Origin of the sequence: Geminocystis sp. NIES-3708 (assembly GCF_001548095.1) — a bacterium.
GTDB lineage: Bacteria > Cyanobacteriota > Cyanobacteriia > Cyanobacteriales > Cyanobacteriaceae > Geminocystis.
In genome coordinates, this window is record NZ_AP014815.1 from 1,604,231 (window position 1) to 1,630,263 (window position 26,033).

Annotated in this window: 21 protein-coding genes and 1 pseudogene; 13 read left to right on the forward strand and 9 right to left on the reverse strand. The window is 31.6% G+C overall.

Going from position 1 to position 26,033, the window contains the following annotated elements; translation table 11 throughout:
- Window positions 1-3 precede the first annotated feature (3 nt).
- Entirely contained in the window at window positions 4-126 is a 123-nt protein-coding gene (locus GM3708_RS19610) for a hypothetical protein (protein ID WP_255358427.1), read from the reverse strand.
- 96 nt (window positions 127-222) lie between these two features.
- On the opposite strand from GM3708_RS19610, the gene alaS reads away from it, so the two are divergent.
- Window positions 223-2,868 (forward strand): alanine--tRNA ligase, encoded by a 2,646-nt coding sequence (gene alaS, locus GM3708_RS07030; protein ID WP_066345166.1) that lies wholly within the window; start codon window positions 223-225, stop codon window positions 2,866-2,868.
- 198 nt (window positions 2,869-3,066) lie between these two features.
- Here alaS and GM3708_RS07035 read toward each other — a convergent pair whose 3' ends face one another.
- The 3 genes from GM3708_RS07035 to GM3708_RS07045 are packed head-to-tail and all read right to left on the reverse strand — an operon-like array spanning window position 3,067 to window position 5,350.
- Window positions 3,067-3,327: a DUF3493 domain-containing protein gene (locus GM3708_RS07035; protein ID WP_066345168.1), complete on the reverse strand. Its 261-nt coding sequence runs from the start codon at window positions 3,325-3,327 to the stop codon at window positions 3,067-3,069.
- A 57-nt stretch (window positions 3,328-3,384) separates the two neighbouring features.
- On the reverse strand, window positions 3,385-3,783 hold the full coding sequence (locus tag GM3708_RS07040) for a DUF2358 domain-containing protein (RefSeq protein WP_066345169.1): 399 nt from the start codon (window positions 3,781-3,783) through the stop codon (window positions 3,385-3,387).
- 55 nt (window positions 3,784-3,838) lie between these two features.
- Window positions 3,839-5,350: a serine/threonine-protein kinase gene (locus GM3708_RS07045; RefSeq protein ID WP_066345170.1), complete on the reverse strand. Its 1,512-nt coding sequence runs from the start codon at window positions 5,348-5,350 to the stop codon at window positions 3,839-3,841.
- Window positions 5,351-5,658: 308 nt separating this feature from the next.
- On the opposite strand from GM3708_RS07045, the gene GM3708_RS07050 reads away from it, so the two are divergent.
- From GM3708_RS07050 to GM3708_RS07065, 4 genes are all read left to right on the forward strand, one after another.
- Window positions 5,659-6,159, forward strand: a complete 501-nt coding sequence (locus GM3708_RS07050) for a type IV pilin protein (protein ID WP_066345171.1) — start codon at window positions 5,659-5,661, stop codon at window positions 6,157-6,159.
- A gap of 225 nt (window positions 6,160-6,384) precedes the next feature.
- Window positions 6,385-6,897: a type IV pilin-like G/H family protein gene (locus GM3708_RS19255; protein ID WP_066345173.1), complete on the forward strand. Its 513-nt coding sequence runs from the start codon at window positions 6,385-6,387 to the stop codon at window positions 6,895-6,897.
- A 72-nt stretch (window positions 6,898-6,969) separates the two neighbouring features.
- Window positions 6,970-7,695 (forward strand): hypothetical protein, encoded by a 726-nt coding sequence (locus GM3708_RS07060; RefSeq protein WP_231933110.1) that lies wholly within the window; start codon window positions 6,970-6,972, stop codon window positions 7,693-7,695.
- A 3-nt stretch (window positions 7,696-7,698) separates the two neighbouring features.
- Window positions 7,699-9,732 (forward strand): glycosyltransferase family 41 protein, encoded by a 2,034-nt coding sequence (locus GM3708_RS07065; RefSeq protein WP_082714020.1) that lies wholly within the window; start codon window positions 7,699-7,701, stop codon window positions 9,730-9,732.
- 80 nt (window positions 9,733-9,812) lie between these two features.
- On the opposite strand, the pseudogene GM3708_RS07070 reads toward GM3708_RS07065, so the two are convergent.
- From GM3708_RS07070 to GM3708_RS07085, 4 genes and pseudogenes are all read right to left on the reverse strand, one after another.
- Window positions 9,813-10,015: pseudogene (locus GM3708_RS07070) on the reverse strand (type II toxin-antitoxin system HicA family toxin).
- A complete protein-coding gene (locus tag GM3708_RS07075) occupies window positions 10,012-10,212 on the reverse strand; it encodes a type II toxin-antitoxin system HicB family antitoxin (protein ID WP_396229658.1) in 201 nt (66 codons plus the stop codon). The pseudogene GM3708_RS07070 and the gene GM3708_RS07075 overlap by 4 nt, the downstream one beginning before the upstream one ends.
- Before the next feature lie 124 nt (window positions 10,213-10,336).
- Window positions 10,337-11,749: a glycosyltransferase family 4 protein gene (locus tag GM3708_RS07080; protein WP_066345178.1), complete on the reverse strand. Its 1,413-nt coding sequence runs from the start codon at window positions 11,747-11,749 to the stop codon at window positions 10,337-10,339.
- A gap of 9 nt (window positions 11,750-11,758) precedes the next feature.
- A complete protein-coding gene (locus GM3708_RS07085) occupies window positions 11,759-13,093 on the reverse strand; it encodes a class I SAM-dependent methyltransferase (RefSeq protein ID WP_066345179.1) in 1,335 nt (444 codons plus the stop codon).
- Between the two features lie 67 nt (window positions 13,094-13,160).
- On the opposite strand from GM3708_RS07085, the gene GM3708_RS07090 reads away from it, so the two are divergent.
- Both GM3708_RS07090 and GM3708_RS07095 read left to right on the forward strand, forming a co-directional pair.
- Window positions 13,161-15,341, forward strand: a complete 2,181-nt coding sequence (locus GM3708_RS07090) for a hypothetical protein (RefSeq protein WP_066345180.1) — start codon at window positions 13,161-13,163, stop codon at window positions 15,339-15,341.
- 244 nt (window positions 15,342-15,585) lie between these two features.
- Window positions 15,586-17,742 carry a hypothetical protein gene (locus tag GM3708_RS07095; protein ID WP_066345181.1) on the forward strand — a complete coding sequence of 719 codons (2,157 nt, stop codon included), beginning with the start codon at window positions 15,586-15,588 and terminating at the stop codon, window positions 17,740-17,742.
- Between the two features lie 5 nt (window positions 17,743-17,747).
- Here GM3708_RS07095 and GM3708_RS07100 read toward each other — a convergent pair whose 3' ends face one another.
- On the reverse strand, window positions 17,748-18,452 hold the full coding sequence (locus tag GM3708_RS07100; protein WP_066345182.1) for a class I SAM-dependent methyltransferase: 705 nt from the start codon (window positions 18,450-18,452) through the stop codon (window positions 17,748-17,750).
- Window positions 18,453-18,558: 106 nt separating this feature from the next.
- Between GM3708_RS07100 and GM3708_RS07105 the strand changes: the two genes are divergently transcribed.
- The 6 genes from GM3708_RS07105 to GM3708_RS07130 all read left to right on the forward strand — a co-directional run bounded on the left by GM3708_RS07105 (window position 18,559) and on the right by GM3708_RS07130 (window position 25,977).
- The gene (locus tag GM3708_RS07105; protein ID WP_066345183.1) at window positions 18,559-20,727 is read left to right on the forward strand and encodes a hypothetical protein; all 2,169 of its coding nucleotides are present in this window, start codon (window positions 18,559-18,561) and stop codon (window positions 20,725-20,727) included.
- 336 nt (window positions 20,728-21,063) lie between these two features.
- Complete coding sequence (petB, locus tag GM3708_RS07110) at window positions 21,064-21,732, forward strand: cytochrome b6 (RefSeq protein WP_066345186.1); 669 nt, start codon at window positions 21,064-21,066, stop codon at window positions 21,730-21,732.
- Window positions 21,733-21,932: 200 nt separating this feature from the next.
- Window positions 21,933-22,430, forward strand: coding sequence for a cytochrome b6-f complex subunit IV (petD, locus tag GM3708_RS07115; RefSeq protein ID WP_066345188.1), 498 nt, complete (start codon window positions 21,933-21,935; stop codon window positions 22,428-22,430).
- Window positions 22,431-22,903: 473 nt separating this feature from the next.
- A complete protein-coding gene (locus tag GM3708_RS07120; RefSeq protein ID WP_066345190.1) occupies window positions 22,904-23,365 on the forward strand; it encodes a DUF29 domain-containing protein in 462 nt (153 codons plus the stop codon).
- A 135-nt stretch (window positions 23,366-23,500) separates the two neighbouring features.
- Entirely contained in the window at window positions 23,501-25,072 is a 1,572-nt protein-coding gene (locus GM3708_RS07125) for an FkbM family methyltransferase (RefSeq protein ID WP_066345192.1), read from the forward strand.
- 8 nt (window positions 25,073-25,080) lie between these two features.
- Entirely contained in the window at window positions 25,081-25,977 is an 897-nt protein-coding gene (locus tag GM3708_RS07130; RefSeq protein ID WP_066345194.1) for an FkbM family methyltransferase, read from the forward strand.
- The last annotated feature ends 56 nt before the right edge of the window (window positions 25,978-26,033 follow it).

Here is a 26,033-nt window from a genome sequence, read left to right on the forward strand (position 1 = left end):
CTTCTAGGCAATCATGATTTGTGATAGTTGTGGATGTTGCCATTTGCTACGACTTCCTTTTGCTGGTTTAACCGAAAACCGTGCTTTCTTCAATAAACTATTTAATTCTCGAATTTTTTTAGGCATCAATCATCAGATTTTCTTGATTTACAAACTTTTAGCTTTTATGATAGCAACAAAAATCAGCAATAATAGGAGATAGACCATTATTGATAATATTTTATGACTAATATCCCTCCTTCTTTAACAGGAAACGAAATCAGAGAGAAATTTTTAAACTTTTTCGCCCAAAAACAACACAAAATCCTGCCTAGTGCCTCATTAGTACCAGAAGATCCCACTGTTTTACTGACGATCGCAGGAATGCTTCCCTTTAAGCCTATTTTCTTAGGGCAGAAAACCCCTGACTATCCCCGTGCTACCACTTCGCAAAAGTGTATTCGTACTAATGATATTGAAAACGTAGGGCACACCGCTAGGCATCACACCTTCTTTGAGATGTTGGGTAACTTTAGCTTTGGTGATTACTTTAAGTCACAAGCCATTGCTTGGGGTTGGGAGTTGTCAACTACAGTGTTTCAGCTACCCCCAGAGAGAATCGTTGTCAGTGTATTTAGAGAAGACGATGAGGCTTTTGCTATCTGGCGTGATGAAGTGGGAATCCCCGAAAAACGGATTATTCGTATGGGAGAAGAAGATAACTTTTGGAAATCGGGAGTAACTGGTCCTTGTGGCCCTTGTTCCGAGTTATACTATGATTTTAAACCCGAATTGGGGGATGATAACATCGACTTGGAAGACGATACCCGTTTCATCGAGTTTTACAACTTGGTGTTTATGCAGTATAATCGAGACGCTGACGGCAATTTAACCCCTCTGCAAAACAAAAACATCGATACTGGCATGGGGTTAGAAAGAATGGCACAAATTCTGCAACAAGTGCCTAATAACTACGAAACTGACTTGATTTTCCCTATCATTAAAACGGCGGCAAAGTTGGCGGATATTGACTATAGCAAAGCCGATGAAAATACTAAGGTATCTTTAAAGGTTATCGGTGATCATGTACGATCGATCGTTCAAATGATTGCTGATGGTATTTCAGCCTCAAATATAGGAAGGGGTTATGTTTTGCGCCGTCTGATACGCAGAGTCGTGCGTCACGGGCGTTTAATCGGTATCGATGGCAATTTTATCAATGAGGTAGCCGAAAGCGCTATCAAGCTATTAGAAGAGGTTTACAGCAATACGAGAGAAAGAGAAAAGGTAATCAAAACCGAGTTACAACGGGAAGAATCGGCTTTCTTGGCAACCCTTGAAAGGGGTGAAAAACTCTTAAATGAGGTGATTATTAAACTCAGAAGTCAGCAAAAAACAGTTATTTCGGGGGAGGATGCTTTTACCCTTTATGATACCTATGGTTTCCCCCTCGAATTGACTCAGGAAATTGCAGAGGAAGAAGGTTTAACCGTTGATGTGTCTGGTTTTGAAGCGGAAATGGAAGCTCAAAGAGTTCGATCTCAGTCTGCCCACGAAACCATTGATTTAACTGTACAGGGTAGCATAGACAAGTTAGCAGAGCATATCCATCCGACGGAATTTTTAGGCTATAGCGAATATCAGTTAATCAGTCACATCGAGGCGTTATTAGTTGAAGGTAAATCGGTGGAAAAAGCCGAATCAAGTAGCAAAGTTCAGCTAATCTTGAATAAAACCCCATTTTATGCCGAATCTGGTGGGCAAATTGGCGATCGAGGCTATTTAGCAGGAGAAGATGTGTTAATATCGATCGAAGATGTACAGAAAGAGTCGGGCTTTTTTGTCCATTATGGTACAGTGGAAAGAGGTATTGTCACCGTAGGGCAAAAGTTACGCGCAACTATAGACAAATCTTGTCGTAACCGTGTCAGAGCGAATCATACCGCAACTCACTTGTTACAGTCAGCTTTGAAAAAAGTTGTCGATGAAAACATCTCTCAAGCTGGTTCTTTGGTATCCTTTGATAAGTTACGTTTTGACTTTAATTCTCCTCAACCCATTACTAAGCAACAATTACAACAGGTTGAAGATTTAATCAATACTTGGATTGCGGAAGCTCATTCCACAGATATTAGTATCATGGGAATTGAAGATGCTAAAGCTAAGGGTGCGATCGCCATGTTTGGAGAAAAATATGGTAGTGAAGTCAGAGTAATTGATATTCCTAGCGTTTCGATGGAATTGTGCGGAGGCACTCATGTTAATAATACGGCGGAAATTGGCTTGTTTAAAATCATTTCTGAAACAGGGGTTGCTTCTGGCATTAGACGTATTGAAGCGGTAGCAGGTGCATCTGTCTTAGAATATCTTAAAGTGAGAGATGATGTCGTCAAGCAATTATCAGATAAATTAAAAGCTAAACCAGAGGAAATTGTCGATCGATTTTTTAATCTTCAAAGTGAATTAAAAGTCACTCAAAAAGAATTAGAAAATGTGAAACAAGAGTTAGCTTTATTAAAGTCTGAAAGTTTAATTAGTGATGCACAATCTGTGGGCGAATTTAAAATTTTGGTGGCTAATATGGGCGAATTAGATGCTAAATCTTTGCAATCAGCAGGAGAAAAATTGCAACAAAAATTAGGTAATTCTGCGGTGATTTTAGCATCTATTCCCGAAGCCAATAAAGTTAGTTTAGTGGCGGCTTTTGGGGAGAAAGTTTATAAAGAAAAACAACTTCAAGCGGGTAAATTTATCGGTGAAATCGCTAAAATTTGCGGTGGAGGAGGCGGTGGAAAACCGAATCTTGCCCAAGCTGGTGGTAAAGATACGACTAAAGTTGAGGAGGCTTTAACTATAGCGAAAACTAAATTAATAGAAGCCTTATCTTAATCCGTAGGGTGGGCATTGCTCACCTTTATAGTACTATGTATTTTACAAAATTTATACCAAAAAAGGTGTCTAAAATCAATTATAATAATGTTTAACTGAATTCTTTCTTCTTCAGCTTGTTCTCTAATCTTCTAATCTCACCTTCGTTAACAAATTTATCTCTAAATCAGATTTATCAAAATACTGTTTCATGACATCCTAATTATTTTTATTTTCCCAACGAAATAAGAAAATCATCAGAATAATTACAGCAATTTGAATTAATAAATTAGGAATGTTATTAGTAATATTTTTTCCCGCAATTATTTGGATGAAAAAGATGAAAGCACCAATCGCACCTGATGCACCAATACCAAAATAAATAAATTTTCTTAATCCCTTATAAGGAGCTTCAGCTTCCGCTTTTAAATAGGCGTATTTTTGAGAATCTAAGTTATTTTTATTATTTTTATTTGTCATATTTATTTTGAATTTAAGTTATTAATTATTTAAGATTAGATGCTAATTAATTTTTATTTAAAATTTAACTTGTTGATTTCTTATGAAAACAAAATGTTGTTGAATCATGTTCCAAAATGATTTATCCCAATAATCATAATGACCGATGATTAAGTTATCTTTCAACTTTAACTCACTTCTACCAGAAACAGAAATAAAAGGTTGCCAAGGTAAAGGGCTATTCCATGACATTGTCCAACGAGTATCTATTTGATTTTCTGTTTGTTTTATTTCGTGTAATTCTAGGTGTAAATTTTTAAACCATTTTTTTAGAAAATTAATCATTTCTTGATATTTTTTTAAACCATAAAAATTATAAACAGGATCTTTAAAATGAACATTTTCAGCATAGATACTATAGGTTTGATCTTCGGGAAAGTTTTGATAATCTTGTTTAATAATTTCTGTTAAATTCATACTATTATCGTTAATTTTTAAAAAAAATAATGGCAAAATAATTAGTATTTTATGACTAAAAATGTAGCTCTTGAGTGTTGCTTTTTTCAATTTCTAAAATAATTTTTGGTTTTAACTCTTCTAAATCTTGTTTAAGTTTTTTTCTACTAACAATTGCCTCTTCATTATGTTTTACTGTTATCATATTACTTACTGAACCCCATTGTTTAAGATTTGTTCTTTGTTTAAGCATTACTTTAAAAGATAAAAAATCTTGACAAACTTGTGGTTTTTCAATGGGGAAAAATAGTAAATAATATTCTTTAGAATCACTTAATGTATTAACAACTTGTTGACCAATATTAGTTTTTAAATCTAAATAACAAGGCAACCAACGAGCTCCATCTTTATGATTATATAATACGGTTAACCATAAAATCATGGGATGAGGATAACTTTGAAATAGAAATTGATTGTAACGAATATCATTTTGCCTATTTTTTATATCTACTTCTTCTAGCATGGTACAAACTGTTGAGATTATTTGTTTTTCATAAGTGATAATTCTAGGAAATACTATTTTTTGAATGGGCTTATTTTTAGGCCACTTACTTTCTAATAAAAATTGATTTAGAGTTAATTTAGAATCGTTTGATAATAAATCATTTTTAGGAATATTCTTGGTAGTAATAGCACTATTATTTTCGCTATTTTTTCGAGAAATTAGATCTAATTTTTGGATAATTTCACCAACACTTTGAGGACGATTATTAGGAGATTTTTCGAGACATTTTAAAATTAAATTTTCTAAATCTGCCGCAATATTTAATTCTGAGGAAAATTGAGCTGGTGTTAATTCCGTATGAGCTTTATACCATTCTCCCACAGAATCTATTTCTAAATCCCATGGATATTTTTTACTTAACATCAGATACATGATCATACCCAAACTATAAATATCAGAGCGATTATCTAAGTCTTTCCCCTGTAACTGTTCGGGAGAACAATATCGAGGAGTACCCATGAAACTTTCTGTTTCCCCCTCTTCCGTTTTAATTAATTTAGCAATGCCAAAATCTAAGACTTTGATCTGTTGTTTTCCATTAGCATCTTCTATCACAAAAACGTTACTAGGTTTTAGATCTCGATGAATCACGGGAGAAATTTCCCCTTCAAAAAAAATGCCGTTATGAGCAGTTTCCATCGCACGACAAATTTGACGGGAAAAATCAAAAAATTTCGTTAAGGATATACCATGAATATCAATTATTTCAGTGAGATTCTCCCCATTAAGATATTCCATCACATAAAAAGGAACTTTATTTTCATCGACACCATAATCACTAACTTTAACGATGTTATCACTTCTCTCTGAAAGTAAAGCACTGATAGTCGCTTCTCTTTGAAACCGTTGAATCATTTTCATATCATTTAATGAGCGAGAGAGAATTTTGACAGCAACATTTTGTCTTTTATAAATAGTATCCTCCGCCCGATAAACTATGCCCATTGCACCTTGCCCAATGATTTCTTTTAAGAGGTAACGTTGGACTAATAATTTTTCTTTATATAAATTACCCTGATCCATAATTATTTAGAGGATTTTATTTTTATTATAGAGTTTTCTTAAGTTTTCCCTTTTGATTATTATTTATATCCAATTCTTACTAAGTGGATAAACTGAATAACGATAAATTTTATTTTTCTCAAATGCCTGATAATAATTTACATCTTCAAAAATCACCATGGAGACGTTGCATCAAACTTCCATAAAGAATTTTAGACATAGAAAAAATTTTTTTGAAAAAGATGATAGGTTTTTGATCGAACTTGGGTAAGGTATCAATAAGAGAAAAAACAAACTTTTAAAAACAACTCTCACAGGAGCATAAAGCCATGAAACCAGAAGTAACTTTAAAATATTTATCTTACCTCCGTAACAAAAAAAATCAACAAGAAGGTTTTACCTTAATTGAACTATTAGTCGTTGTAATCATTATCGGTGTACTTGCTGCGGTTGCCTTACCCAATTTATTAGGACAAGTTGGTAAAGCTAGAGAATCTGAAGCTAAAAACGCCATGGGTACTCTCAACAGAACTCAACAAGCTTACCATTTTGAGAAACAATCCTTTGCTACTGTTGATTCTGCCACCCTCGCTCAGGCTGACAACGTGTTAGGAACAGTAATCAATAGCCAATATTTCAACATCTCTACCAGTACCGGTGATAGTGACGCTGCAGCTAAAGCCGCAACAGTAGATGGGGTAAGACAATATGCTGCTTCCATTGCCTTTGGTACTGGTGCTTACAGTAGTGCCGTATGTCAATCCGACAATATTGGTGGTGCTGCTGCCGCTACTGGTGGTGCTTGTACTTCTGGTACAACCCTCAAATAATTATTTAGCTTAACAGCATTCTACAAAACAAAATAAAACATAAAGAGTGGGTAGTAATACTTGCTCTTTTTTTATCAACTAGTAGGGGGGCGTTGCCCACCATTTGGCATCTAGGTATAAATCTAACACTTCTTCAAACTTTGGAGAAGTTATCTCCATCGATTGATAACAAAGAACCAAAATTTGGGTACATTGAGGGTGTATAAATCAATCCACTAAAAAGCCATGATCGAAACCTTATTATTACAAAAACTAAGGGTAATTAATCGTCATCAAACTTCAGGTTTTACCTTAATTGAGCTTTTAGTCACTCTGATTATTGTAGGTATTTTAGCTGCTATTGCCATTCCTAACTTTATCAATCAAGTGGGCAAAGCCAGAGAAGCGGAAACCAAATCAGCTTTAGGTTCAGTGGCAAGGAGACAACAGGCTTACCACTGGGAAAAACAAACCTTTGCCCCCACCATTACCCTTTTAAACGATGGAATCAGTAATAGTTTGGATACTAAATATCATAACTTTCCTGATCCTAGCGATGTGGACGCTACTTTAGTCAAACACCAAGCCATTGCCATTAACCCTGTCAAAGATCAAGTCAGAAACTTTGCCGCAGGAGTTTATTATAATAGTGGACTTTATACCTTTAGTATTTGTGAATCTTCTGGAGTAAATCAGGCGGTGAATGTGGGTGATACTGCCGCCGATGATTGCACTAATAGCGGTAAAAAATTAAAATGATGGTAATAATTTTTGATAGGTTCCATGAAAATAAAATCTTTAATTCCCTTTGTGTTTATACTTTTTTGCGGAATGGGAATAGTTTTTTTTCAGCAGAAATACGTTAAGACAAATATCGAGAATAAAACAACACAAGTTGATTATTTCTCACAAGAAGAAAAGCTCAAAACCGCTTTAACTCTACAGAAAAAATTACCTACCGTTGGATTCAACAATTTACTCGCAGATTGGCAATACTTACAATTAATCCAATATTTTGGGGATACTCCAGCACGGGATAAAACTGGTTATTCTCTGGTTACAGATTACTTTGAGTTAATTAGTAACTATGATCCTTCCTTCGTCAATGCTTATTTTTTCCTCTCCACCGCTAACTCTATTTATGCTGGTAAACCTGAGAAAACTGTAGAATTTCTCGATAAAATTTTACCTCAAATTACTCCAGAAGTTAACCCTTTAGCTTTTAATTTATGGACTTATAAAGGAGTAGATGAAATTCTCTTTTTAGGAGATATATCCGCCGCCCAAAAATCTTACGAAAAATCAGCTCAATGGGCTTTAACCCGAGGAGACGACATCGGCAAAAGCGTTGCCAAACAACGCTTAGAAACTGCCCAATATTTGGCAAAAAATCCTGATAGTAAAAAAGCTCAAGTTAGTGCTTGGGCAAATATTCTTACTTCTGTTTTTGATGATAAAAGCCGTCAAATGGCAATGGATAAAATTAAAAGTTTAGGAGGAGAAGTGAATATATCTAAGGATGGTAAAGTACAGGTAAAATTACCCCAAGAAGATTAAATTATGAATGATTTAAAATCCTTAGTTGTCAAAGAATTAAATCAAGAAAATTACTGGAAATTAAAAAATCTTCTTGAGGAAAGAATTAAAACAAAACCAGAAGAAATTACTAGTTATTTTTATTTAGCATTAGTATATTTATTACTTAATGACATAGAAAATACTGATGAGATTTTGATGTCAACTCTTTTAAGTAGTAATAATTTTGATGATGATTTTCAAGAGCTTTTAAATATTTTTGATGAGATGGCTTTAACTCAATTTCATCATAATAATTTTAGCGTCACAGTAAAAATTTATGGGAAAATTCATCAGCTACTATGGGAACAAGAAATCTTAAAACCTGAGTGGGGATTATATTATTATAATTTTGCCCTAGCTTTAGAAAAACTACAGGATAAAATGAGGGCGATGGAAGCCTATAAAAAAGCTATCAATATTAATACCTCTTTAGTAGATGCTTATAATAATTTAGGTAATATTTATTGTTACCTTAATCAATGGGAAAAAGCCGAATTAATTTATCAAAAAGCCATCGAAACTAACCAGAATTATTTGGGTAGTTATTTTAATTTATTATTAGCCCTTAAAAATAGGGGAAAATTTGATGAAGCAGTCAATTTAGCTATAAAAACTGCCGATTTATTTCCTGATAATTTTACTTGGCAATTGCAAAAATATTTATTTTTACCTATTATTTATTGTGCAGAAAAAGAAATTATTGATTATCGTCAAAGATTTAGTCGAGGATTAGATTTTTTAATTAATAATTTAGATTTATCTACTAAAGATAAAAGAAAAAATGCTTTAGAAGCTATTACTAATCATACCAATTTTTATTTAGCTTATCAAGGTTATAACGATTTAGATTTACAAAAAAAATATGCTTATTTAGTTACTAAAATTGCAGAAGCAAATTTTCCTCAATGGTCAAAAAGACGCAGTTATATCAAAGGAAAACAAGAAAGAAAAATAAAACTAGGTTTTGTTTGTGGAGGAAGTTATAATCGAGCTAAATGGTTATTTAAATGGTTAGAAAATTTAGATGTAAATAAATTTATTATTCATGTTTATTTTATTGAAAATATTTCTGAGTCTTTAAGAAAACAAATTGAGCAAATAACTAAATTATATTGTTGTATTCCTGATAATTTAGAATTAATTTGTAAGCAAATTTATCAAGATAATTTAGATATTTTAACCTATACAGAAATAGGAATGTTACCGCAAACTATCGTCATGGGTAGTTTAAAATTAGCTCCAATTCAGTGTGCAACCATCGGACATCCTCTCACTTCTGGATTAGAAACGATTGATTATTATATTTCAAGGGAGTTAATGGAAACTAAACAGGCACAAAATCATTATTCTGAAAAATTATTTTGCTTACCTAATATTGGTATGTGTTTAGAAAAAGAGGTTATTACTGAGGTAAATAAAATAAGGGAAGATTTTTATTTAAACTGTGATGATATTATTTATTTATGCAGTCAAATGTTGTTTAAATATCTTCCCCGTCATGATTATTTACTTCCAAAAATAGCTCTAAAAGTCCCTCTCGCTAAGTTTGTTTTTATAGAATCTTATCCTGATTTAACGCATATTTTTCAAGAAAGATTAGACATTGTTTTTAAGAAAAATAACTTAGATTTTCATGATTATTGTGTTTTTTTGCCTTCTTTGTCTCAAGGTGATTATTTTGAGTTAAATTGGTTATCTGATGTCTTTTTAGATAGTATTGCATGGTCTGGAGATAATACAACAAGAGAAGCTCTATCTTGTCATTTACCTGTGGTGACACTACCTGGAGAATTTATGCGCAGTCGTCACAGTTACGGAATTTTGAAAATGTTAGGGGTGACTCAAACAATTGCTAATTCCGAAAAAGAATATATCAAAATTGCTGTGAAATTAGGGCTTGATCGAGCCTATAATCAAACGATTAGAGAGAAAATAAAAGTTAAGCTCGATCGACTTTATGGAGATTTAGAATGTGTGAAAGCATTAGAAAAATTTTATCTACAGATTAATGACTAAAGCCATCACTACAAACTAATATTCAATATTGTCTCTCATATCTGTACTATGTTTTGTCAATTTATGTGTCTAATTCGTTGTTAAATCAAATCATCTTCAGTCAAATTTGCTTGTTTCATGAAACTTTTAAGAGTACCTATTCTTAAATCTTTATTGCCATGAATAGGAATTATTACTGTCTGATTATTTTTGCAATATTTAAAATGACTGCCATTAACATCTACTAATACCCAACCTTTTTTCTTGAGAATATAGCTAATCACTTTCTTGAAATTGACTTCATAAAATTAGTTCTAATATCTTATCAGATGAATCTTGTTGATTAGGAATTGCTCTTAAATATAGTTCTATAGCCTCCCTAAGATTATTCTCTAATTCCTCCATTGTATCAGCTTCTGTGAGGCAACCGGGTAGTGATGGTACTTCTGCCAAATATCCACATCCTTCCGCTTCATGTATAATTGCTTGAATTTTTATCATTTCAGAGCCTCCAATAAAAGTCTATACATTGATTTTATCTTTTCGAGAAGAATTGTGTTCTTTATAATTCCCCATTAAGGGGGCTAGGGGAGATCTAGCAAGTATATTTATTATTAGAAATCACCTAACAACTTACATCTTTAATAGTGTTTTCTAATAATTCCCTTAAATCATCTCGCTCTAACTTCCATAACTCCTTGATTTGTGTCTGTAAAATATCTAATAATTCTAATTTATTGTTTTCTATTATTTCAGTAGAATCATTAAAAAGAATACTAAACCAAGTCGTTTGAGCGGTGATAATATCTCCTAAAAATAAGAAAGATAATCCCAAATACCAATAATTATCTGTAATTAAGGGATTAATATTAATCTCTCGTTCAAAAAAATCTACTGCCTCTTGATATTTTTCTTCCTTGAGAAATTGCTGAAATTTTCCTTTCGTCAAAAAATTTATCCATTCTTGAGTGCGAACTTTCCAACCGTAATTATAATTAACAAAATCAACCTGTTTTCGTAGATGATTTTCTAATTCATAATCTTCATTAAGATATTGTTGTAAAATTTCCACAGTTTTAAGAATAAAAACTTCACCATATCTATTCCAATCATTATCATCCACGGCAAGTAAAGAGCCAAAATTTGCAGATGTTTCCCCAAGTGCTCCCAAATCGCTAGTAATGATATAACAACCACTTGCCATGGCTTCCATCACTGCGATACAAGAAGTTTCAGGAAAAGTATTAGGATAACTTAAAATAGATACTGATTTTAATTCCTCTGCTAATTTTTTCTGAGAAATTGAACCAATATATTCAACACCTTCCATATTCTGGCATTTCTCGTATAACCCAGCATATTTAGATTCATCATTGATTTGATAAACTTGCATACTGGAAAAAACTTTCAAAGTAATTTCTGGAATCAATTTTTTGATATAAGGAAAAAACTCTAAAAGTAAATCTAAACCACGAAAAGGAGTGCTGGTGTAAGCCAAAACAGGAGGGTTGATTTTATGGCTTAAAATCTGCTCATTTTCTCTAAATAATTGAGCAAAATTAGGACTAATGGCATTATTTAAAATAGTAACTTTCTCAGGAGAGATAGGAAAAGTTTTTAAATATTGGTCTTTTTGCCATTGACTGATTAAGACAATTTGATCATAAATATTAACTAATTCAGCATTTAACAAACATTCAACGGCTGGTTGATCTTGTGCGTGTTGTAACCATAAAATAAGAAGACAGTGAGAACTAATTAAATTTTTTATAGTAAAGCCAAAAGCAGGTCTATTTTGCAGAATGACAATGTCCACTGTCAGAAAAAAACTAACATTAATTTCATTGTAGGAAAGACAAGAAACTCCCCGATAAATACCTCCTTTACTGAGGTTATTAATTAGATAAATTTCATGACCTAATTTTACCAAATTTTCGGCTAAATAACAGATCATTGATTGAGAACCGCTCAATGGTTGAGAATGGGGAGTTTCCACGTTATAGTCAATATTACCCAAATCTAAAAAAACAATTTTCATCAAAAATAGTTAGATTTTTTCTACTAATAAATATAAAAAAGTCTCTAGTTTAATAACTAAATCAATAATTTCTTTTTCAGCTTCCGAGTAATTTTTTTCTTCCCCTGTTACTAGATTAATGGGCTGAATTTTTAAGGAATAAGAGACTAATTCTTGCAAGATTGCAGGTTTTTCCCACAAGATTAATAAAACAGCAGCTAAACCAGCAGATAAATAAATGGGTATAGTAGTTGGTAGTTTAATAAATTTACTCACTTCCCAAGGGTTTTGTTGCTTAATTGCCATTAATAAATCTTGTTTAACTTCTGGTAATTTTAATTGGGGATGTAAATATATTTTTACCTTTTGCCAATGATTTTCTTCCCAAGTAGATGGCGGTTGAAAAGATGAGGAAATCTCATCATGGTTACACCAAAAATCAATTATACGATGGCAAGGGTGCAGTAATTCATAGAAATGTAACTTCTCTTCTTCCGAAGCATTTTCTAAGGCAAATTCCCACACAGTGGGTAAACTATTGTCTTGAAATAAATCTCGAATTTCCCATTGTCTCCAGTTAACCATACTGAAAAATTTTAATTTAGATTCCCTTAGCATTTCAAAAACTTTGGGTATGGTATAACCTTTATCATTTTGTAGTAAATGATTCATCAGAATAGCTTGTCTGACTTTATCTGATTTTATATCTAAATTTTCATCATTAAATAATCCCCCTACTTTTTGTTTTAATAAAACATTGGGCTTTAAATTTTTTATAGTTTCTACTACTACGTTAATTTCAAAATCATCGGGATTTTCTTCCAATAAACCTAAACAACGAAATAATTCTTGGGAGGTATAGTAAACAAATCTTTGATAATAATTGTGAAAGTCTGTGTGAATAATTCCATCAGATTTTAACACTGATTTGAATGTTTTTAATGTTTCTAAAGGTTCATCTAAAAGACACAAAACATCTTTACAACTAATATAATCATATTGATAATTTAATTCGGCGATATTTTCGATTCTTATTTGATGAAATTCTACATCATTAAATTCATGAAATTCTAATCTTTTTTTCGCTACTTCTAAGGAATTTTGCGATAAATCTATGGCAATAATTTTTGCTTGAGGATTGGCAAAAGCTAAATTTAACGTAGTCCATCCACTACCGCATCCTACATCCAAGATAACTTTATCCTTTGTATCAATAACTCTCTGATGACAAAGATAATAGGAAGTGGTCAAATTATTGACAAATAGAGAGTCATAATCTTTAGCAGGAGACTTTTCTAGGGGAATTTTAGGATAAGGTAAACTATCATACTGTTGTTGTAATAAATCTTGGGAGGATTGGTTCATATAGGGAAATTATAAATAGCTTTTCTTGTTATGATAACGAAAAGAGTGAATCTTAGAAGAAAAAAATATGATTAATTGGCTTGATTCAGCGTTACCTTTTCTAGAAGCGGAAAAATACTCAGAAGTTGTGAAAATTTATGAAGAATTAGTGCAAAATAATGAGGAAAATGTTGGTCATTATTGGTATTTAGGACTGGCTTATTTATTAAATGAAGATATAGATTCCGCACAAACAACTTGGTTTATAGTTTTTTCTCAAGGTGATGATTCGCAATTAGAAGAATGGAATCAGGAGTTAGGGAAAATATTAGATCAAGAAGCTTTAAGATTATTGTTTTCAGGAAGGTATGAAAAAAGTTTATTAATTCGTCAACAAATTCAGGAAATTACGCCGAATAATATTCATAATTTATTACATATAATTAATCTTAAATTGTTATTAAAAACTTTTGAAATCCATGATTTAATTAACTATAATTTAATTAAATTAGTTAAAAATAGTTCTGCTAATTCTTTGGATTTTGTGTTGTTGTCAACGATTTTAAAGGATATTTTATATTATCCTTATAATGTTACGGTGGATTTTGCGGAGTCAGTTTTAATTTATACTGATGTGGATAAAGAGATTGTTCAATTAATTGTTAATGTCGGGGATAATCGTACTAATGAGGGAAAATACATTTTTTATGGAATAGAGTTAATGGAAATGTGTAATAAATATTCCCATAAAAATATTAGGGTTTATATCAATTTATTTGAATATTATAAGTTAGTTCATAATTTCGATCGAGTGTTAGCTATTGCACAAGAAGCAGAAAAAAAAGCTGAAAGTTTTGTGGAAAAATATACAGTTAATAATTCTCTGTTAAATACTTACTTAATGTTAGCTGAATGGGAAAAAGCGAGAAACATTGCTAAAAAACAAGAAGATATTTATCAACAAATTCATCTTTATAAAAATGAGTTAAGTGATTCTTTAATTCGATCAAGTTTTTTCTCTTGGTTTTCTAGTCCTTATTATTTAAGTGATGATCCCAAAAATAACCGAAAAAAAATTAATACGGTAGCTAGTTTATTTCAAGAAATTAATTATCCTTTTTATCCCCATATTACTCACACAAAACCCCAACAAAAAAAAGTATTAACCATCGGATATATTGGACATACTTTAAGACGGCATTCTGTGGGTTATCTTGCCCGTTGGCTAATATACTATCACGATCAGGATTTATTTAAGATTAATCTGTATTTTCCCCAAGGCACTGGGGATGATTGGACAGAAAAATGGTTTACACCGAATGTCCATAAGATTGTGAATTCTCAACAGAATATCGCCGCTTTAGTTGAGCAAATTCATCAAGATGAAGTAGATATTTTAGTAGATGTTGATAGTTTAACCTATAATTTAACGGCTTTAACCATGGCGATGAAATCAGCACCAATTCAGGTGACTTGGTTAGGGATGGATGCTAGTGGTATTCCAAATATAGACTATTTTATCGCCGATCCTTATGTTTTACCAGATCACGCTCAGGAGTATTATTCAGAGAAAATCTGGCGTTTACCTCATACTTATTTAGCTATAGATGGTTTTGAAATTGGTGTGCCAACTTTACGGCGAGAGGATTTGAATATTAGTGATGATGCTATTATTTACTTGAATGTGCAACACACTGCAAAATTACATCCCGATTTAATCTGTTTGCAAATGGCGATTATTAAACAAGTACCCAATAGCTATTTAATTTTTAAAATTAGATTAGAAGAAGATAAAATTAGAAAATATTTAGAGTTGATCGCGCAAAAGTGTGGAGTTAATCAAGATCAATTAAGATTTATTTCTACAGATCCCACTGTGGAAGAGCATCGAGCTAATTTAAGTATAGCTGATGTTTTACTTGACACTTATCCTTACAATGGGGCTACTACTACCCTTGAAGCCTTGTGGTGTGAGTTACCTGTTGTGACTAGGGTAGGAGAACAGTTTGCGGCAAGAAATACTTACGGTTTTATGATGAATGCTGGAATTGAAGAAGGCATTGCGTGGAGTGATGAGGAATATATCGAATGGGGGATTAAGTTGGGTACAGATGAAAATCTAAGGCTGGAAGTAGTCTGGAAGTTAAAACAATCAAAACAAAATTCTCTGTTATGGAATGGAAAGCAGTTTGCAAGAGAAATGGAGAAGGCTTATCAACAAATGTGGGATATATACGTTAATCAAGAAACTAAAGCTAAAATGAAATAAAAAAGATAAGATGAAAGAGTGTTGCTTTGCATACTCAAAATAGATAGATCTCGTGTTTAGAGAAGCCAATTTTCATCTAAGATTTTTGTTTCAGAAATGCAATCCTAAAAGTACAACAGAATCCATTGATAAGTAATTCAGAATAATCTGCTAATAATTCCCTCTTATCTTGATACGATACTGTCTATACTCTCTGAGTATTGAATAGTAATAATAAAATAATTTAGGGGATAAATATAAATTTATGAGTTGGCATTTAGAAGTACAAGAATTTTTAACAGAACAAAAATTTGATCGCATCGTCAGTTTTTATGAAAATTTAATGGAAAATAATCCAGATAATATTAACGATTATATTTATTTAGGATTAGCTTATTTATTAGCAGGAAATGAAGCAGAAGCACAAAGCACATGGTTTTATCTTTTAACCCTAGAAGATGAAGAATTATTAAATTTATTAAGTGATATTTTAGAACAAGAAGTTCAGAGACAATTAAGTTTAGAAAACAAAGAAAATGTGTGGTTAATTCGTAGTTATTTAAAAGAAATTAATCCCAATTATATTAATAATATCTTATATTTAATTGATTTAGAAATTATCCTTAATAAATATATAATAGGAAGTTTAAATAACTGGAACTTAGAAAAATTACTTGTCCCACAAACACCGGATATTAACCTAAAATTTTTGTGGGAACTTTTACCAAAACTCATTATAGTTGAAGAAGAAAACTCTTTACACTTTATTGAATTTTGTCTATCTTATTATATTTACGATTTATCAATTTGTCTCCAAAAAATTAGTGATACAGCTCAATATTTTTGTTATAGAAAACCTAATTTAGCAATTCAATTAACCAATTTATGCTTACAGAAAACACCTAATGATTGGTATTTACAAAAGAATCTTTGTTTATATCTTTTCTCTGATAGTTTTCATCAAAATGCTATTGAATTGGCAAAAAAAATTTATGAACAACAAGAAAATACAGAAATAAAAGTATATCTTAATGGATTTTTGTTAGAGCTGATGCACAAAAGTAATTTATGGTTAGAATGTGATGAGATTTTTAAACGTCATAAAATGCTATTAAAAACAATTACTCAAGAAAAAGAATGCCGTAATTTTTATGATAATGGCTTAGTCCGTTTAATTAGACCATTATTACATTCAGAAGATAATCCTAGAGAAAATCGAAAGATTCAAAATCGTCTCGCTCAACTTTTTGAAAATCATATAAAAGATAATTTTAAGATCAATAAAAATAGCGAATTAACAGAGAATAAAAAAGAGAAACATAAAATAAAAATAGGCTACATCGGTTATACTTTTCGGATGCACTCTGTCGGTTGGTTATGCAGATGGTTATTTCAATATCATGATAGAGAAAATTTTGAAATATATATCTATTTAATCAATCAATCTGAAGACGAAATGACAGAAAAATGGTTTAAAAATAAAGTGGACTATAACTATAAATTATCTGGTGAAATAGATAAAATAGCACAACAAATTATTAATAATAAAATAGATATTTTAATTGATTTAGACGCTATAACTAATCAAACTACTTCTGCCGTCATGAGTTTAAAACCAGCACCAATTCAAGTAACATGGTTGGGAAGTGATGCGTCAGGAATACCATCAATAGATTACTTTATTGCCGATACTTATGTGTTACCCAGTAATGCCCAGAAATACTATACCGAAAAAATTTGGCGTTTGCCTTATACCTATTTAGGAATCAATGGTTTTGAAGTAAATGTGCCAACCTTAACAAGAGAAAATTTAGATATTCCCTCAGAAAGTACTATTTACTTAACTATTCAAAATGCTTTTAAACGTCATCCTAATTGTATTCATTTACAAATGAAAATAATTAAGTCTGTAGCTGATAGTTATCTCTTAATCAAAGGTAGTGGAGATGATCAACTAGCACAACAATTATATCTGACGATCGCACAACAAGAAGGAGTCGAACAAGAGAGAATAAAATTTTTAGAGATGACTCTTACCGAAGCAACTCATCGAGCTAACATCAAAATAGCAGATGTAGTATTAGACACCTATCCCTATAATGGTGCAACCACAACCCTTGAAACCCTATGGATGGAAGTACCATTAGTTACTAGAGTGGGTGAACAGTTTGCCGCTCGTAATAGTTATACTTTTATGATGAATGCAGGTATCACCGAAGGTATTGCATGGAGTGATGAAGAATATATCGAATGGGGTATAAAGTTAGGCACAGATGAAAACTTAAGAAAAGAAGTTAGTTGGAAATTGAGACAATCTAAAAAAACATCACCGCTATGGAATGGTAAGCAATTTACAAAAGAAATGGAAAAGGCTTATCAGCAAATGTGGGAAATCTATGTTAATTTATATAACAGCAAATAGAGTCATTATAGTTTTCTAAAAATGCTGAATGACATATAACCAGTATCAATTAATATTTGTTCACAAATTCCTTCTTCGATAATTTCATCAATAACTTTTTTCACAGGAGAATTGTTATTACCTTTATCGTCATACCAACCAAAATAATCATGTAAGATGAAATAGCCTCCCTGTTTCAAAAGCCAAGGAACATATAACAATGTATCAGCTTTACAACCATCATAACTATGATCACCATCAATAAAAATTAAATCAAATTCCCCTTGAATATCAACTTCATCGGAACGGGCATTGATAAATTCTACATATTCTGTTAGGCTCGTTTCCTTAATCAATTTTTCTGCCTCCTCCGTAGGAAAAGGATCGATCGATAATAATTTTCCTTTAGTAGAATTTTCAAATACTTGATAATTTATATCTGGACGTTGCTTATGTTGTGCTGGTTCTTGCCAACCAATATCTAAAAATTTTAATGCACTAGCAAGACAGAGAGTGGAAAACCCTTTGAATCTACCTATTTCTATCAGTCTTTTAGAGCGGGTACTAACAACTAAACTAAATAAAGTTAGTCCCAAACCAAATTCAGAACCACCAGAAACAAGAGAACGGCGCATATAATCAAAAAAAGTTCCAAAATAGTCCCCGACTGAGTTTTGATTATCAGTTAAAATTTCTGTAAACATCAATTGTTCAGGACTATATTTTTGCATAATTCTCATAGATGGTAAAATTAACTTATTCTAATAATATCATATAAAATTTTTAATTTTCGTTATCAAAATAAATTTAGTAAATATATAATATTTAAGATTGATTATGACTTGGCATCCTAATATAAAAGAATTATTGAAAGACAAAAAAATTGATCCTATTATTCTTTTTTATGAAAACCAAATAGAAACAAATCCGTCTGAATTAAATAATTATTGGTATTTAGGTTTAGCTTATTTATTGAAAGAAAATTATGAAGATTGTGAATCAATTTGGTTACTTCCTTTTTTAGAAATAAAGGAGAATAATGAGAAAATTATTAGCAAAAGTTTCGTGAAGATTTTGGAGGAAGAAGCAGAAAGACAAGAGCAATTAAATGAATTAAATATTAGTGTGTTCCTGATAGAGAAGGTATTAGAAATTAATCCTAGTTTATTAAATATCATCAAATTATTTTTATTAAGATTTCAAAATAAGACTTTTTGTGTTGAAATAATACATGAATATAAATGTTTGGATTTTATTAAGGATAGTTCTAATTTATCAGAAGGAGAAACAACTTTGATTCTTCATTTCTTGGATAAATTATTAGATATTCCCCATCAGTTTACCTTAGATTTTGTGAAAGTTAGTTACTCAAAATTAGTAAATAATCCTGAATTTCAGGAATTATTTGCTGATAAAATTGGGTTAATGGCAGAAGAAAAAAGATTTTTAATTTATGGTGCAAAATTGCTAGAAATAACTCTTGAACATCAGCCCAAAAATCTTGAAACTATTAGCAAAATTTTCTTTTTTTATTTTCTATCCCGTAATTACAATCAAGCCAGATTAAGTGCGATCAAATATCAAAAATATAGCTCTACTTTCATAGAAAAAGTGTTTGCTTCTTATCAATTATTATTAAATGCTATTGAAAGTGGTGATTGGTTAAATATTCAAGATGATTTTCTTCTCTATCAAGAAAACTTAAATAGTTTAGTAAAACAACAGCCCGAAATTCAAGAGAAATATATTTTTACTAGGTTAGCTAATATTGGAAAATTATTACTTTACGTTAAAGATGAACTCCACAAAAATCGTCAATCAATTAATGGAATTGGTCAATTATTTCAAAAACAAGCCCATAATTATTATAGTTGTCCTGTGCATTTTTCGGAAAAATTAAAGGTTGCTCGAAAGTTAAAAATTGGTTATATAGGACATACTTTAAGATCTCATTCCGTAGGTTTATTAAGTCGTTGGTTAATTAAAAATCATGATCGCACCCAGTTTTCCATTTATACTTATTTTGCTTGTCAAAAAAATGATCATATCACGGAACAATTTTTTATCAATAATGTTGATCAAGCCTACAATAGCACTAATGTAGTTAATGATTTTATTACTCAAATCGAAAAAGATGAAATAGATATTTTAGTAGATTTAGACAGTTTTACTCATAATTTAACGGCGATGATTATGGCACTAAAACCAGCACCAATACAAGTAAGTTGGTTAGGAATGGATAGTAACGGGATTCCGAATATAGATTATTTTATCGCTGATCCTTACGTTTTACCTGATAATGCCGACAAATACTATCAAGAAAAAATCTGGCGTTTACCACATACTTATTTAGGAGTTAATGGCTTTGAAATTGATGTGCCGAATCTAAATCGAAAAAAATTAGCAATTCAGGAAAAAGCGATTGTATTTTTAAATGTTCAAAGTGCTTTAAAAAGAAATCCTCACACTATTCATTTACAAATGAAAATAATTAAGTCTGTAGCTGATAGTTATCTCTTAATCAAAGGTAGTGGAGATGATCAACTAGCACAACAATTATATCTGACGATCGCACAACAAGAAGGAGTCGAACAAGAGAGAATAAAATTTTTAGAGATGACTCTTACCGAAGCAACTCATCGAGCTAACATCAAAATAGCAGATGTAGTATTAGACACTTATCCCTATAATGGTGCAACCACAACCCTTGAAACCCTATGGATGGAAGTACCATTAGTTACTAGAGTGGGTGAACAGTTTGCCGCTCGAAATAGTTATACTTTTATGATGAATGCAGGTATCACTGAAGGTATTGCATGGAGTGATGAAGAATATATCGAATGGGGTATAAAGTTAGGCACAGATGAAAACTTAAGAAAAGAAGTTAGTTGGAAATTGAGACAATCTAAAAAAACATCACCGCTATGGAATGGTAAGCAATTTACAAAAGAAATGGAAAAGGCTTATCAGCAAATGTGGAAAATTTACATACAAGAGAATTCCTGATTATCGAATTAGCAATTCAAGTTTATTTTACTTTTAAGAAGGTTTCCGTTAAATCAGTTTATTGCGACAAACCTTAAAGATATGTTAAATTTTATGTAGCAAAAGATCAAACTATTACCATTGTTAATGATGTCAGATCTTGCTACAACGTCATGATATAATTCATTTGACTAATTGTAACGATAAGTCTTTAAAACTGAGATTTATAGTTATAAAACGGTAAGACAAACCGTAACTGCACAAAAGCAAAAAATCTTGAAACGAAAGTCAGAGAATGTCTAAAAATACTGATTTAAAAATCACTGTACATAATAATTCCTAAAAGTTCACGGCTTAATGTTTACTAAACAAGTAACCGATTCTCCTGTTTATAAATGGTTTAACGATCGCCTCGAAGTAGAAGCGATTTCCGATGATATTAGTAGCAAATATGTTCCTCCTCACGTCAATATTTTTTATTGTTTAGGCGGAATCACCCTAACTTGCTTCTTGATTCAGTTTGCCACTGGGTTTGCCATGACTTTTTATTACAAACCCACTGTTGCTGAAGCCTTTACTTCCGTTCAATTTATCATGAATGAAGTTAATTTCGGCTGGTTAATTCGTTCTATCCATCGCTGGTCTGCTAGTATGATGGTACTAATGTTGATCCTTCATGTATTCCGTGTTTATTTAACTGGCGGTTTCAAAAAACCCCGTGAATTAACTTGGGTTGTGGGCGTAACTATGGCAGTAATTACCGTTTCTTTCGGTGTAACTGGTTATTCTTTACCTTGGGATCAAGTTGGTTATTGGGCGGTTAAAATCGTATCTGGTGTACCTGCGGCTATTCCTGTAGTGGGTGATCAAATGGTGGAACTTTTACGAGGTGGTGCAAGTGTAGGTCAAGCTACCTTAACCCGTTTCTATACCATTCATACCTTTGTTTTACCTTGGTTAATGGCTGTTTTCATGTTATTACACTTCCTTTTAATCCGCAAACAAGGCATTTCTGGACCCTTGTAACTTGCTAGGCTATGAGGATAAGGGCTAGAAGATGAGGAAATCTCATTTTGTAACTACCTATATCCTCTCCTTCTAATCTCAAATTTTTTATTTCGTTTCGTTAATAAATTTATCAGTAGTAGAAAAAAATCAGGATAAAATAAACAAATATTCTGTTTTTTTTGTTCTATTCTTCCCTTATTTAGGAGATAACTACAATCATGTCCAACCCTAATTCTCAGTTACACAAAAAACCGGATCTTAATGATCCAAAATTGAGAGCCAAATTAGCTCAAAATATGGGTCATCATTATTATGGTGAACTTGCATGGCCTAACGATATTCTGTATATGTTTCCTGTGTGTATTTTAGGTGCATTAGGTTTAGTCGTTGGTTTAGCAATTCTTGATCCCGCTATGATGGGTGAACCTGCCGATCCTTTTGCAACACCCTTAGAAATTTTACCCGAGTGGTATTTATACCCTGTATTCCAAATTTTGCGAGTTTTACCGAACAAACTTCTAGGTATTGCTTGTCAAGCGGCGATTCCTTTAGGTTTAATGTTAGTACCTTTCATTGAAAGTGTTAATAAATTCCAAAATCCTTTCCGTCGCCCTATTGCGATGACTGTATTTTTATTCGGTACTGCTGTAACTCTTTGGTTAGGTGCTGGTTCTATATTCCCCATCGATAAATCCTTAACCTTGGGTTTATTCTAGGTTTTGATTTACAAGTCAAAATTATAAAAATCAAGTGTCTGTGATGGTTTTTAGACTCTCTAAATGATGAGTTTATAAGCGATCACAGACCTTTTTTTTTGATATGAAACCCAAATGGGCGATATTAGGCGATATTAATTGTATAGTTTTTCTATTTCTTGTCTTGCACCCATCCTTCTCAAAACTCTTGCCCATCGGCTTACTCTCTAATATTGATGGCTTCCTCACCTTCATTCGACAGAAGAAAAGTTGTGAAAACAAGACGCTGAAGACAAGTAGAATAGGAGAAAAATTCCTAAGATTCAATACACTTTAAAATAATTTTATTGATTCATGCAAGATATAATCCCCCTGTCTTCATGTCTGTCAATGAAAGTCAGTCGTCATCTATTTTTATATCAAACTCAGGTTTCCTCAACCCTTCCATGAAAATAATTTATAATAAAGTTACTTAAAAATTGGAGGTAATTGTAATGGTAGCGGAATTAATCAAAAACCAAACAAATTTATACGAGACTGACTACAATCTTTGGATATTAGAAACAGTTAAACAACTAGAAAATAAAAATTTTAACGCTGTTGACTGGGAAAACTTAATTGAGGAGGTTTTAGACTTGAGTGAGCGTAAAAGAAGAAAAATGACAAGTTTATTAATGAAATTGATAGAACACCTGCTAATTTTACAATATTGGGATTCTGAAAAAGAAAGAAATCGAGGTCATTGGGAGAGAGAAATTTTGAATTTTCGACTGCAAATCATGGAAGAATTAGAAGATAGTCCTAGTTTAAACAATCATCTCAATAATAAGTTTTTTGACTGTTATCTAAAAGGTTGTAAATTGGCTTCCAAACATTCCCAACTACCTCTTGATAGATTTCCCAAAAAGCCGAGCGCCTCTCTTGAACAAATCTTAGATGAAAATTGGCTTCCTTAAATCTCTCCTTGTTATAAAACTTAACCTAAAGGGCGATCATAGACCTTTTTTTTTAATAAAATTGTTAAATAATCTTAATTTTATCGATACAAAATTTGATTATGATTATCATAAATATCTCCAATTAACTAACCTATGAGTTATAGTTCTCTCCTTGACAGTTATCAAGAATATATAAGCGAAAATGTTGCTGATATTAATTTATCCTCATTACCTTTATTTACATCGGCACAACAAACTGACTGGGAAAATCCATCGACGACAATAGAGTTAAATAATTTTGCGGTAATTCAAATTATTGAAGCGAGAAAAACTGAAGATATAGGCTTACGTCAGTTTTATTTAGAATTAGCCATCGAAGCCTTAGAAACTGCCTTAAATCAAGAAAATCACCCTCTTTGTGTGGCTCATTTAGGTATTATTAAAAGTTTAACAGGTGAAGTTCATACTGCTCATCAAATCGAATTTTCTCGATTATTGGACATCTTACCCATTATTTTTGAGCCTCAAGAAAATTCAGTTTCGGGATTAGTTTACTTACCAATTAATAATAGAAATAAAGCTAAAAATAAAGAGAGTTTAAAGAACATTATAAGTTTGGATAATGGCTATTTACAAGCATTTTATTTACTAATCGCTGATTGTGAGCAATCTCAAATGGTGTTTTATAATTCAGGCGGTTTAAGGTTACTTAATTTAGCGAATAATATTATTCCTAATTCTGTCAATATTAAATTAAATTTAGGCATTAGTAATCTTTCTAATCGTCAACCAGAAGGTTTACTTTATCTTCATCAAGCTCGACAATTACAACCAACGAATAGTAATATTATTCAGGCTCTTTATCTTGCTTATCGTGATTTAAACAATGTAAATTTAACTAATTATTACTACGAATATGGGAAAAAAATTTATCAAGATAATCCTCAACATTTACAATGGATGTGGACTAATTTACCTTTAGATAATCCTTTCACTTATGTTAACTTTGATGGCAATTTATTCTTAGCTGTGGAGGCTAGTTTTCGCTCAATTGTTACCTCCGTGATTTTAGCACAAGAAGATTGGTTTGAGTCTGAAATGGAAATGTGGAGAGAAGAAATTAAACCTGAGATGGTAATAATTGATGTGGGAGCAAATGTAGGAGTATATACTTTTAGTGCTGCTCAAAAAGTAGGAAAGAATGGTAAAGTAATTGCAGTTGAGCCTTTTTCTGGTTGTGTAGAATGTTTAGAAGAAACCCGTAAAATTAATCAGTTAAACTGGGTAAATATTTGTGCGGGGGCGGCAGGAGAAGAAAATAAGATAGTAAAATTATCCTTACATCAAGCAAGTGAATTAAACGAAATTATCAAAGACGATTCATCCCCAGAAGGCAATTATCAAGAAGTAGAATGTTTTACCCTTGATAGTTTAGTGGAAAAATATCAATTATCTACTGTTGACTGGTTGAAGTTAGATGCTGAGGGGAATGAGATCGAAGTTTTAAAGGGTAGCAGTTATATTCTCTCAGAATTTAAACCCAAAATCCTCTATGAAAATATTGCGGGTAGTCAAGGAAGCAACATTCCTGTCGCCGAATTTCTATTAAGCATAGGTTATGAATTATTTTATTACCAGCCTTTCCTCAAGCAATTAATACCACTTCAATCCTTAGAAGAATTATCAGGTAAATTAAATATTATTGCTCAACATCAAAATAAATAAATAAAGTTATGTCAATTTTTGTTCAAAATCTGAAAAATAAAGGCTATTTAGACAACTTACATTTTACTGTTGTTAACGTCGGCTCAAGAAAAATGAGTATTCAAGATGACTACTCCAGTCAAGGATGGGGAATTTTTGCCCCAAATTTAAGCATTTATGGTTTTGATGCTGACGAAGATACCTGTAATCAAGCCAACGCCGAATTACAACAAAGAGGCATTAACTGGCAAGAAGTACATATTCCTCTAGGTTTATCTGATTCTATCGGCGAAAAAGAACTTTATGTCACCAAAGCCCCAATGTGTAGTTCTTTATACCCTCCCAATGAAACTTACTTAGCTCGTTTTCATGGATTACCTGAGTTAGTAAATTTAGATTTTACAGTAGGTATTGAAACAACAATTTTAGATGCTTTTTGTGGAGAAGAAAAAATAGAAGAAATTGATTTTTTACAAATAGACGTACAAGGAGCGGATTTGGATGTTTTAAAAGGTGCAATTAACCTATTAAATAAAACTATTTTAGCGATTCAAATAGAAGTAGAATTTTCCCATTTATATATTAATCAACCTCTATTTGCTGATGTTGATATTTTCTTACGAAATCAAAAATTTAGCTTATTTGACTTATATTTAGCTTATCGCCCTCGTTATAATCTTGGTCAAAAATCCCGTAATCATCCTAATGGGCAATTACTGTGGGGAGATGCTTTTTATTTAAGAGATTTAATATCAAATCAGTTTAGTAAAGAAGAACAAAATCCGTCAAAAATTCTTAAATTAGCCTGTGTTGCTGATGTTATGGGTTTTTATGATTACGCTTTAGAATTATTAATTTATTTGACCAATAATTATGGTGAAAATGCTCAATATCATTTTACTGACTTAATCAATTTAACTATTTAAAAACTTGCATTAAATCCTTTGAAGTGATTATAATGTAATTACTTTAAAATTATTCA

Excerpts from the sequence above, each read along its gene's own strand:
- GM3708_RS07095 (WP_066345181.1), top strand. The coding sequence starts at position 15,586 with ATGAGTTGGCATTTAGAAGTACAAGAATTTTTAACAGAACAAAAATTT.
- GM3708_RS07035 (WP_066345168.1), bottom strand. The coding sequence starts at position 3,327 with ATGACAAATAAAAATAATAAAAATAACTTAGATTCTCAAAAATACGCC.
- GM3708_RS07075 (WP_396229658.1), bottom strand. The coding sequence starts at position 10,212 with ATGATAAAAATTCAAGCAATTATACATGAAGCGGAAGGATGTGGATAT.
- GM3708_RS07050 (WP_066345171.1), top strand. The coding sequence starts at position 5,659 with ATGAAACCAGAAGTAACTTTAAAATATTTATCTTACCTCCGTAACAAA.
- GM3708_RS07085 (WP_066345179.1), bottom strand. The coding sequence starts at position 13,093 with ATGAACCAATCCTCCCAAGATTTATTACAACAACAGTATGATAGTTTA.
- GM3708_RS07100 (WP_066345182.1), bottom strand. The coding sequence starts at position 18,452 with ATGCAAAAATATAGTCCTGAACAATTGATGTTTACAGAAATTTTAACT.
- GM3708_RS19610 (WP_255358427.1), bottom strand. The coding sequence starts at position 126 with ATGCCTAAAAAAATTCGAGAATTAAATAGTTTATTGAAGAAAGCACGG.
- GM3708_RS07045 (WP_066345170.1), bottom strand. The coding sequence starts at position 5,350 with ATGGATCAGGGTAATTTATATAAAGAAAAATTATTAGTCCAACGTTAC.
- GM3708_RS07080 (WP_066345178.1), bottom strand. The coding sequence starts at position 11,749 with ATGAAAATTGTTTTTTTAGATTTGGGTAATATTGACTATAACGTGGAA.
- petB (WP_066345186.1), top strand. The coding sequence starts at position 21,064 with ATGTTTACTAAACAAGTAACCGATTCTCCTGTTTATAAATGGTTTAAC.
- GM3708_RS07125 (WP_066345192.1), top strand. The coding sequence starts at position 23,501 with ATGAGTTATAGTTCTCTCCTTGACAGTTATCAAGAATATATAAGCGAA.
- GM3708_RS07105 (WP_066345183.1), top strand. The coding sequence starts at position 18,559 with ATGACTTGGCATCCTAATATAAAAGAATTATTGAAAGACAAAAAAATT.
- GM3708_RS07065 (WP_082714020.1), top strand. The coding sequence starts at position 7,699 with ATGAATGATTTAAAATCCTTAGTTGTCAAAGAATTAAATCAAGAAAAT.
- GM3708_RS07040 (WP_066345169.1), bottom strand. The coding sequence starts at position 3,783 with ATGAATTTAACAGAAATTATTAAACAAGATTATCAAAACTTTCCCGAA.
- alaS (WP_066345166.1), top strand. The coding sequence starts at position 223 with ATGACTAATATCCCTCCTTCTTTAACAGGAAACGAAATCAGAGAGAAA.
- GM3708_RS07090 (WP_066345180.1), top strand. The coding sequence starts at position 13,161 with ATGATTAATTGGCTTGATTCAGCGTTACCTTTTCTAGAAGCGGAAAAA.
- GM3708_RS07120 (WP_066345190.1), top strand. The coding sequence starts at position 22,904 with ATGGTAGCGGAATTAATCAAAAACCAAACAAATTTATACGAGACTGAC.
- GM3708_RS19255 (WP_066345173.1), top strand. The coding sequence starts at position 6,385 with ATGATCGAAACCTTATTATTACAAAAACTAAGGGTAATTAATCGTCAT.
- GM3708_RS07130 (WP_066345194.1), top strand. The coding sequence starts at position 25,081 with ATGTCAATTTTTGTTCAAAATCTGAAAAATAAAGGCTATTTAGACAAC.
- petD (WP_066345188.1), top strand. The coding sequence starts at position 21,933 with ATGTCCAACCCTAATTCTCAGTTACACAAAAAACCGGATCTTAATGAT.
- GM3708_RS07060 (WP_231933110.1), top strand. The coding sequence starts at position 6,970 with ATGGGAATAGTTTTTTTTCAGCAGAAATACGTTAAGACAAATATCGAG.